General features: G+C 40.8%; 9 protein-coding genes. 7 read left to right on the forward strand and 2 right to left on the reverse strand.

The window, feature by feature from the left end; all coding sequences use genetic code 11:
- The 7 genes from ACKI5B_RS05140 to yqeK form a co-directional block, all read left to right on the forward strand.
- A partial coding sequence (locus ACKI5B_RS05140) for a Do family serine endopeptidase (protein WP_407426492.1) occupies positions 1-1,375 on the forward strand: 1,375 nt, incomplete at its 5' end.
- 147 nt (positions 1,376-1,522) lie between these two features.
- Positions 1,523-1,834: a 50S ribosomal protein L21 gene (gene rplU, locus ACKI5B_RS05145; protein WP_407426494.1), complete on the forward strand. Its 312-nt coding sequence runs from the start codon at positions 1,523-1,525 to the stop codon at positions 1,832-1,834.
- A gap of 3 nt (positions 1,835-1,837) precedes the next feature.
- Positions 1,838-2,179 carry a ribosomal-processing cysteine protease Prp gene (locus ACKI5B_RS05150; protein ID WP_407426496.1) on the forward strand — a complete coding sequence of 114 codons (342 nt, stop codon included), beginning with the start codon at positions 1,838-1,840 and terminating at the stop codon, positions 2,177-2,179.
- Between the two features lies 1 nt (position 2,180).
- Complete coding sequence (rpmA, locus tag ACKI5B_RS05155; RefSeq protein WP_407426498.1) at positions 2,181-2,438, forward strand: 50S ribosomal protein L27; 258 nt, start codon at positions 2,181-2,183, stop codon at positions 2,436-2,438.
- 66 nt (positions 2,439-2,504) lie between these two features.
- Positions 2,505-3,674 (forward strand): GTPase ObgE, encoded by a 1,170-nt coding sequence (gene obgE / locus ACKI5B_RS05160; RefSeq protein ID WP_407426500.1) that lies wholly within the window; start codon positions 2,505-2,507, stop codon positions 3,672-3,674.
- A gap of 2 nt (positions 3,675-3,676) precedes the next feature.
- The gene (nadD, locus tag ACKI5B_RS05165) at positions 3,677-4,330 is read left to right on the forward strand and encodes a nicotinate (nicotinamide) nucleotide adenylyltransferase (protein WP_407426502.1); all 654 of its coding nucleotides are present in this window, start codon (positions 3,677-3,679) and stop codon (positions 4,328-4,330) included.
- Positions 4,314-4,910, forward strand: coding sequence for a bis(5'-nucleosyl)-tetraphosphatase (symmetrical) YqeK (yqeK, locus tag ACKI5B_RS05170; protein ID WP_407426503.1), 597 nt, complete (start codon positions 4,314-4,316; stop codon positions 4,908-4,910). The genes nadD and yqeK overlap by 17 nt, the downstream gene beginning before the upstream one ends.
- Here the strand turns inward: yqeK and ACKI5B_RS05175 are convergent.
- The gene (locus ACKI5B_RS05175) at positions 4,893-6,806 is read right to left on the reverse strand and encodes a ribonuclease catalytic domain-containing protein (RefSeq protein WP_407426505.1); all 1,914 of its coding nucleotides are present in this window, start codon (positions 6,804-6,806) and stop codon (positions 4,893-4,895) included. The genes yqeK and ACKI5B_RS05175 overlap by 18 nt on opposite strands.
- A 127-nt stretch (positions 6,807-6,933) precedes the next feature.
- Positions 6,934-7,775: ABC transporter ATP-binding protein (locus ACKI5B_RS05180; protein WP_407426507.1), on the reverse strand; the 842-nt coding region annotated here is incomplete at its 5' end.

Here is a 7,775-nt window from a genome sequence, read left to right on the forward strand (position 1 = left end):
AAAACCTGCTGTACAAATTTCTTCCGAATCACTTAAAGTTATCGAAGCTTTACAGAATTCCTTCCGTTCAATTTCATCAGGTGTACTTCCATCTGTTGTAGAAATCGATGTAACAGAAAAAAAAGAAGTACAGACAATGAATCCTTTTGAAGGCTGGCCTTTTGACCTCTTCTTTGGAAATCCAAACGCAGATTCTGATTCAAAGAACAAAAAACGTGAATACGAACAGAAAGGACTTGGTTCTGGTGTAATTGTGCGTAGAACAGACGATACAGTTTACGTTCTTACAAACAATCATGTCGCTGGAAAAGCAACCAATATCACTGTAAAACTTAACGACGGTCAGGAATTCGAAGGAAAACTTGTTGGTGCTGATGAACGTCAGGATATAGCTCTTGTTTCTTTCGATGCTAAAGATGCAGAAAATATCGTAGTTGCAACACTTGGAGACAGCGATAATGTTCAGACCGGTGATATCTGTCTTGCAATGGGCGCTCCTTTGGGCTACAGACAGTCAGTAACTCAGGGGATTGTCAGTGCGACAGGCCGAAGCGGCGATCAGATTGGCAATATGAACGATTTTATTCAGACTGATGCTGCAATTAATCAGGGAAACTCCGGAGGTCCTCTTGTAAACATTTATGGAGAAGTAATCGGAATTAACACATGGATTGCGTCTGGTTCAGGCGGAAGCGTAGGTTTAGGATTTGCCCTTCCTATCAACTCAGTTAAAAAGGCAATTGATGACTTTATTTCAAACGGAAAAATTACTTATGGATGGCTTGGTGTTTCACTTGTAGATGTAACCGATGAATATAAAAAAGAATTAGGCGTAAAAGGTCAGAAAGGCGCATTTGCTTCACAGGTATTCCTGAATTCACCGGCTGCAAAAGGCGGTATGCAGGCAGGTGACTTTATCATCGAACTTAACGGCAAAAAAGTAAATTCTCAGAATGAACTTGTCCGTGAAGTCGGATATTTACCAGCTGGAAAAATAGCAGAATTTGTTGTAATGCGTTCAGGAAACAAAGTTACCCTTAAGGTTAAGATTGAAGAACGTACAGATGAAGTTTCAAATGATAATGCAAAACTCTGGCCAGGTTTTATTGCTTCTCCTCTTAACAAAAAACTGAGGGAAACTCTCAAACTGGATGATAAGATTCAGGGTGTTGCAGTATCAAATGTTCTTGAAAAATCTCCTGCAGCAGCCCTTAGAATCCAGAGCGGAGATGTAATTACCGCAGTAAACGATAAAAAGATTTCTAATCTTAAAGAATTCTACGAAGCACTTGATACGAACCGTAATAAGGAAATCTGGTTCGATGTATACAATGACGGTCACACAATTTCTACAGGAAAATATAAATTAAACTAATAAAATATAAAAACTCAGTCGTATTATTTATGACTGAGTTTTTTATTATTGACCATATCATTGTTTTTTTGATATAATTTCACACTTATATTTTAATTTTTAGTCGTAAGAGTTCCGTTACACTTTGCGGCGATTAAGAGGTTTTACATGTACGCACTTTTTGAATACAAAGGCAAACAGTACAAGGCTGAGAAAGACGCCCTCATCCAGGTCGACAAAATCGATGCTGAAGATGGCGCAAAAGTAGACATCGACTCAGTTCTTTTGGTTAGCGATGGTGACAAGATTTCTGTTGGCGCACCATACGTTAAAGGCGCAAAAATCAGCGCAGTTGTTGAAAACAGCATCCGCGACAAAAAAGTTCTTGTTTTCAAATACAAGAGCAAGAAAGACTATCACCGTTTAATCGGTCACAGACAGGAATACACAAACATCCGTGTTAAGGACATCACTCTCTAATAGATGACTGTCGTAACACTTTCTTATGGCAAAAACGGCGTGATTAAAAATTGTCAAGCTAACGGGCACGCAGATTTTTCTAAGAAAGGAAGTGATATTGTCTGTTCGGCAGTTACAATTCTGATTCGAACGGCAATGCAGGTTCTTTCACATAACGAAGATGTTTTATTGATAACTGATGCTTCTAAGCGGGGAAGGCTTTCTTTTTCGGTTGAAGCAAAATCTGAGAATCCAGAAACGGAAACTCAGCTTTCATGTATCGGAGATTTTTTGAGAACTGGTTTTTCGGCTCTTTCAAAAGAATTTCCTGAGAATGTAAAATTAACTCTTCTTTCGGAGGAATAAAATGGGACGAAGTAAAGGCGGTAGCGGCGCAAAAAACGGCCGTGATTCAAACCCAAAAAGCTTGGGCGTTAAAGTATACGGTGGACAGGTTGTAACAGCCGGCTCTATCATCTTAAAGCAGCGTGGAACAAAAATCTTCCCTGGCGACAATGTAAAATTGGCAGGTGATGACAGCTTGTTTGCAACAGCAGACGGCGCAGTAAAATTCCACGAGCGCAATAACCGAAAATATGCATCAATCGTACCGGTTGAGGCTTAGTTTTTAGTTTGTTCGATGAAGCCCGGATTCAGTTCGCTGTTTCCGGGTTTTTTTATAGGAAAAATTATGAAACAATTTGCTGATGAAGCGATAATTGAAGTTACATCTGGTAAAGGCGGTAACGGCTGTGTGTCATTCCGCCGTGAAAAGTATGTTCCGATGGGTGGCCCTAACGGTGGTGACGGCGGAAAGGGTGGAGATGTTATCTTCTGTGTAAAACGAAATGTTAAAACTCTTGCAAATATCCGCTTTAAGCGTTTTTTTAAGGCAAAGAACGGCGGGGATGGTCAGGGCTGGAATAAATACGGTAAAGACGGAGAAGATATCGTAATAGCTGTTCCTCCGGGAACTGCAATCCGCGATGCTGAAACAAAAGAGCTTATAAAAGAATTTACCACAGAAAGTGAAGATGAGCAGTTCGTTTTGCTAAAAGGCGGGAACGGCGGCTGGGGAAACGTTCACTTTAAGTCTTCGACAAATCAGGCTCCGAGAACTGCAAATAAAGGTCAGCCAGGTGAATACCGTAAGCTTTTGCTGGAACTTTCTATTATGGCAGATATTGGTCTTGTAGGCTTTCCGAATGCAGGAAAATCTTCTCTCCTCGATGCATTTACGAATGCCCGTCCGAAAATTGCACCTTATCCTTTTACAACAAAAATTCCGAATCTCGGTGTTCTTCGTGCTGACAGTGAGCGTGATGTAATCATTGCTGATATTCCTGGAATCATTGAAGGTGCAAGTGAAGGTGCAGGCTTGGGAATCCGCTTCCTTAAACATATTTCTCGAACTGCAGGCCTTCTTTTTATGATTGACTGCTCGGACGAAAACTGTCTTTCGGCATATAAAACACTCTGCTCAGAACTTGAAGGTTTTTCAAAAGATTTAATAAATAAACCTCACATTGTTCTTTGTAATAAAATCGACATTGAAGGCGCTTTAGAAAACTCTTCTAAAATTGCAGACGAAATTAAAAAAACTGAGCCTGAAACAAAAGTAATTCCGGTTTCAGTTGCCGCTCATAAAGGCATGAATGATGTACGCATTGCAATTCTTGAGCTCGTTACAAAAATGAGCGGTGAAGGCGGTTTTACTTCTGATGGAAAACGCATCTCTGACGGAAGTTTTCTTTCTTCAAAAAAGAAAGGAACAAGCCTGAATGCAGATTTTCTTGCAAGCCGTTCTGTGGATGAGTTTATGGAAGAACAGTTTCCTGGCCAGGATAATTCGGAGAAGTAAGATTGAAAATCGCAATGCTTGGCGGAAGCTTTAATCCGATTCATATAGGACATCTCATCCTGGCTGACAGTGTGTGTACAACTTTTGGATACGATAAAGTTCTTTTTGTTCCAACATACTGCCCGCCTCATAAAGAAATGTCCTGCACTCTTGATTCCGGTGACCGCTTTGAAATGGTACGTCTTGCAGTAGAAGACGATGAGCGTTTTGAAGCTGAAGACTGCGAGCTTCGTCGTGGAGGGGTTTCCTACACCTGGGATACAGTCTGTTATCTGGAAGAAAAATACAAATCTGTTCTTACAGGAAAAATCGGTCTTATTTTTGGAGAAGATTTAATTTCTGATTACGATAAATGGAACCGTGCTTCAGAACTTGCAAAAAAAGCAGATTTAATTCTTGCCTGCCGTCCGCGGGATACAGGTCTTAAGGCAGAATTTAAAAATGTTCCTACAGGGGAATATGGCAAAAATCCTATACATAATGTTACAAGAGAGAATTTTCCATATCCGCATAAGATTGTCGAAAATCCAAGCTTAGAAATTTCTTCTTCAGAAATCCGCCAGAAAATTGCTGAAAATGGTTCCTGGCGTTATCTTGTGAGTGAAAAAGTTTTTGAGTATATTAAAAAGAGGAATTTATATGCAAAGCAATTTTGAAACATCTGATTATACTGTTTTATTTGAACAAATCCGGAAATATACTCAAAGCGTTGTTTCAGAAAAACGTTACGCACACTCAATGCGCACCGCCGACACTCTTGCAAAGCTATGTAAAAATTATGGCTTAGACGAAGAAAAAGGCCGGGTAGCCGGCATTGCCCACGATATGTGTAAAAAATGTTCCGACGAAGAACTTTTTGCACTTGTAAAAAAAGACGGTAAGCCAATTTCTACAATCGAACAGAATAACCCTTCACTTTTACACGGAAGAGCAGCTGCAGTTTTAATTCAGGAAAAATTCGGTGTAACTGATTCAGAAATTATCGATGCAATAGCAAACCACACTTTTGGTTCTGCAGATTCCTGTGATTTTGCGCTCCTGCTCTTTGTTGCAGACAAAATTGAACCGGGCCGTCCTCAATCTACAGACGAATATCGTGCAAACCTTTTTGCAAAATCATGTCATGGTATCGTACTTGCAGTTCTTGAAGAGAATATCGAATATCTTACAGAGCGTGGAAAGACCGTTGCGCCACAGTCTTTAGAACTTGCAGAAAAATTAAGACGTAATAATTGAAAAAGTTACTTCAAGATTCGGTAAATCTATTTTACCGGCTTTAAGCGTTACCTTGCCATTCAAATCGACCGGAGCTTCACCGCCAATAGTGGTTTCCATGCCGAACTGTTCGATAAAATAAAGAGCCCGTCCAGCCTGCTTATCTACACAGACAGCCTGTCCACTCCAGTCCGGATGCTGTAAAAGATAAACCAGAGTCCAGTGAGTGCGGCTGTTGCGCTCGGCTTTTTTAGAAGCCTGCATTGCAGCATCGCCTTCACTCATGCGCATAAGCATCGTATCTTTATCCATTAATTTTTCGCCTTTTAAAAATGAGCGGAGCTGCTCATGACCGAGAAGGTCTCCGTAACGGCGCAGAGGAGAAGTAACCTGAGAGTACATGCCTACTCCAAGACCTGCATGGCTTGATGGCGTAACATTTACATTTCGCTTTCTCATGCACTTTCTGAGGCGGAACTGACCGGCAAGTCCTTCAGGAATATCTTTTGGAATTTCAGGGACATCCTGAGAGATAAAAGGGAACGGAATGTTATTTTTAAAAGCAAATCTTGCAGCCCCCTCACCCGCAAGAACCATTGCTTCGCGCACAACTTCCGTGCTTTCAGGGTGAGAAAGAGTTTCAAAACTTACTTCTTTTGTTTCTGGATTTACAGTAATGTGTACTTCAGGAATACTGATATTCACAGCCCCTGCTTTACACCGTCTCTCAAAATTGCGGCGCGCGATTTCAAAAAGAGGCTTTAATTCAGGAGTTTCTTTCTGCTCTTCTGCCTTCTCGTAAGTAAGACGCTTTACATCAACAATCGTACGTAAAACTTCACAGTCTTCAAGCTCGCCGTTCGGACCAAGCTTAATTTTAAAACTTAATGCCCGGCTTTCTTCACGAAGTCCAAGAGCATAATCTTCAAGGCAATCCTCTGAAAGCATGCGGGCAGCTCCTTCCGGAAGATAAAGGGTTGCTCCCCTTGCCCTTGCAGTTTTATCAATTTCTGAATCAGGTGCTACAAATGAGGCAGGGTCAGCAATATGAACCCACAAAAACTCTCCGTCAAAGGCAATTGCATCGTCAGGATCGGTTGAAAAAGCACTGTCAATTGCATAAGAAACACCCGGAACACGAAAGCGCTCTTCTTCCGGAGGCGTTCCAAGAGAAACTGTAGCACTTTTTGCGCTTAAACCAAGGCGAACCGGATAAGGATTTCGTGTAATATTCCAGATTTTTGTATCGAGAAGCAGTTTGTGAGCTTTTTCCGGGGTTTCTTTAAAACCTGCTTCCTTCATTGTGCGGCTTTTATCGGTTGTGCCTAAAGCAAGAGCTTCAACATCACCCATCATTTTTGCATCTTCAGGAAGAAGATTTTTTGTTTTCAGACGTTCAATAAATGCAGCTCGGATTTCATCGGCATGTTCTTTTTCATAAGCCTTGTTTTTAAGTTCTGTAATTTTTTCGACTGAACGGGGAACAAAAAAAATGCTTCCGTCACGAATAATTTCTTCAAATTCAAAAGAAGATTTAAGGACACTGTATACACCCCAACATTCATTAGCTTTAAACTCTCCACGGATAAGAGATGCCATATCTAAAAAACTCTGTTCTGCACAGGCTGTTTCTTCATCACTTAACAAAAGTTCTTGGATTTCTGCAATCTGATTTTTTACTTCAGAATTTTCTGCCAGAGCAGTTTCTGCAAAATCAAGCAGGGCATCTATTGAAGAAGCTTCAGCCTCACACAAAAGCACTACATCCTTTTCGCGCACTTTCTGACTTGCATACACAGCCTTTTTACCTGTGGCTGTTGCACGGCTAACACACCAGTTAACAAGAAATTTATCGCCATCCTGCTCTCCAACAAGAGCCGGGAGATTTTTATAGATTACAACAGAGTTTTTTTTCATAAAGATAATTTTAGCAGAAAAAAAGGAAAATAACCACAGATTACGCAGATGGCACAGATTAAAAGACAAAAAAACACCCCGCAAACAGAGGTTACGGGGTGAATATTAGCAAACTAAGGCAATAGAATTACCACTTTTTCTCAATCTCTGGTTCACAGATGTTGATTTCTGTTTCAAGATCGAAGAATTTAGCACGAGCCATATCTGGTGTAAAGTTGATGGTATCGCCAAGCTGAACTACAACTTCCGGAGCAACTTTTGCTACGATGTTTGCATCCTTAACCTGAACAAATACATGTGTTTCAGCACCAAGTGGTTCTTTGTTTGTAACTTTAACCTGCATATTGTTTTCTGCAGCCGGGCTTGCCTGATAGTGAAGATCTTCCGGGCGAACACCAAATGTTACTTCTTTTCCAACATAAGCTTTGAGGTGTTTCTGCTGATCTTCTGTTGGGATAAGAGTAAATGAACCTTCGTTAGCAACGACTTTGCCGTCTTTTTCTTCAATCTTGAGTTTGAAGAAGTTCATTGGAGGTGTACCGATGAAGCCTGCAACGAATTTGTTAATCGGGTGATTGTAAAGATAAAGCGGTTCACCAATCTGCTGGATTCGTTTTTCTGACATAACAACGATTTTTGTACCCATTGTCATAGCTTCAACCTGGTCGTGAGTAACGTAAATCATTGTAGCCTGCAAACGGTGATGGAGAGAAGAAATTTCACCACGCATTGTAACACGAAGTTTAGCGTCAAGGTTTGAAAGAGGTTCGTCGAACAAGAATACTTTTGGTGAGCGTACAATAGCACGACCTACAGCAACACGCTGACGCTGACCACCAGAAAGTGCCTTTGGCTTACGGTCGAGATACTGAGTAAGGTCAAGCATTTTTGCTGCTTCTTCAACTTTGCGCTGAATTTCGATTTTTGGTTCTTTACGGATTTTAAGACCGAATGCCATGTTGTCAAATA

This window comes from Treponema sp., from assembly GCF_045657965.1.
Lineage (GTDB): Bacteria > Spirochaetota > Spirochaetia > Treponematales > Treponemataceae > Treponema_D.

Coding starts and splice junctions, on each gene's coding strand:
- rplU (WP_407426494.1), top strand. CDS start 1,523: ATGTACGCACTTTTTGAATACAAAGGCAAACAGTACAAGGCTGAGAAA.
- ACKI5B_RS05150 (WP_407426496.1), top strand. CDS start 1,838: ATGACTGTCGTAACACTTTCTTATGGCAAAAACGGCGTGATTAAAAAT.
- rpmA (WP_407426498.1), top strand. CDS start 2,181: ATGGGACGAAGTAAAGGCGGTAGCGGCGCAAAAAACGGCCGTGATTCA.
- obgE (WP_407426500.1), top strand. CDS start 2,505: ATGAAACAATTTGCTGATGAAGCGATAATTGAAGTTACATCTGGTAAA.
- yqeK (WP_407426503.1), top strand. CDS start 4,314: ATGCAAAGCAATTTTGAAACATCTGATTATACTGTTTTATTTGAACAA.
- ACKI5B_RS05175 (WP_407426505.1), bottom strand. CDS start 6,806: ATGAAAAAAAACTCTGTTGTAATCTATAAAAATCTCCCGGCTCTTGTT.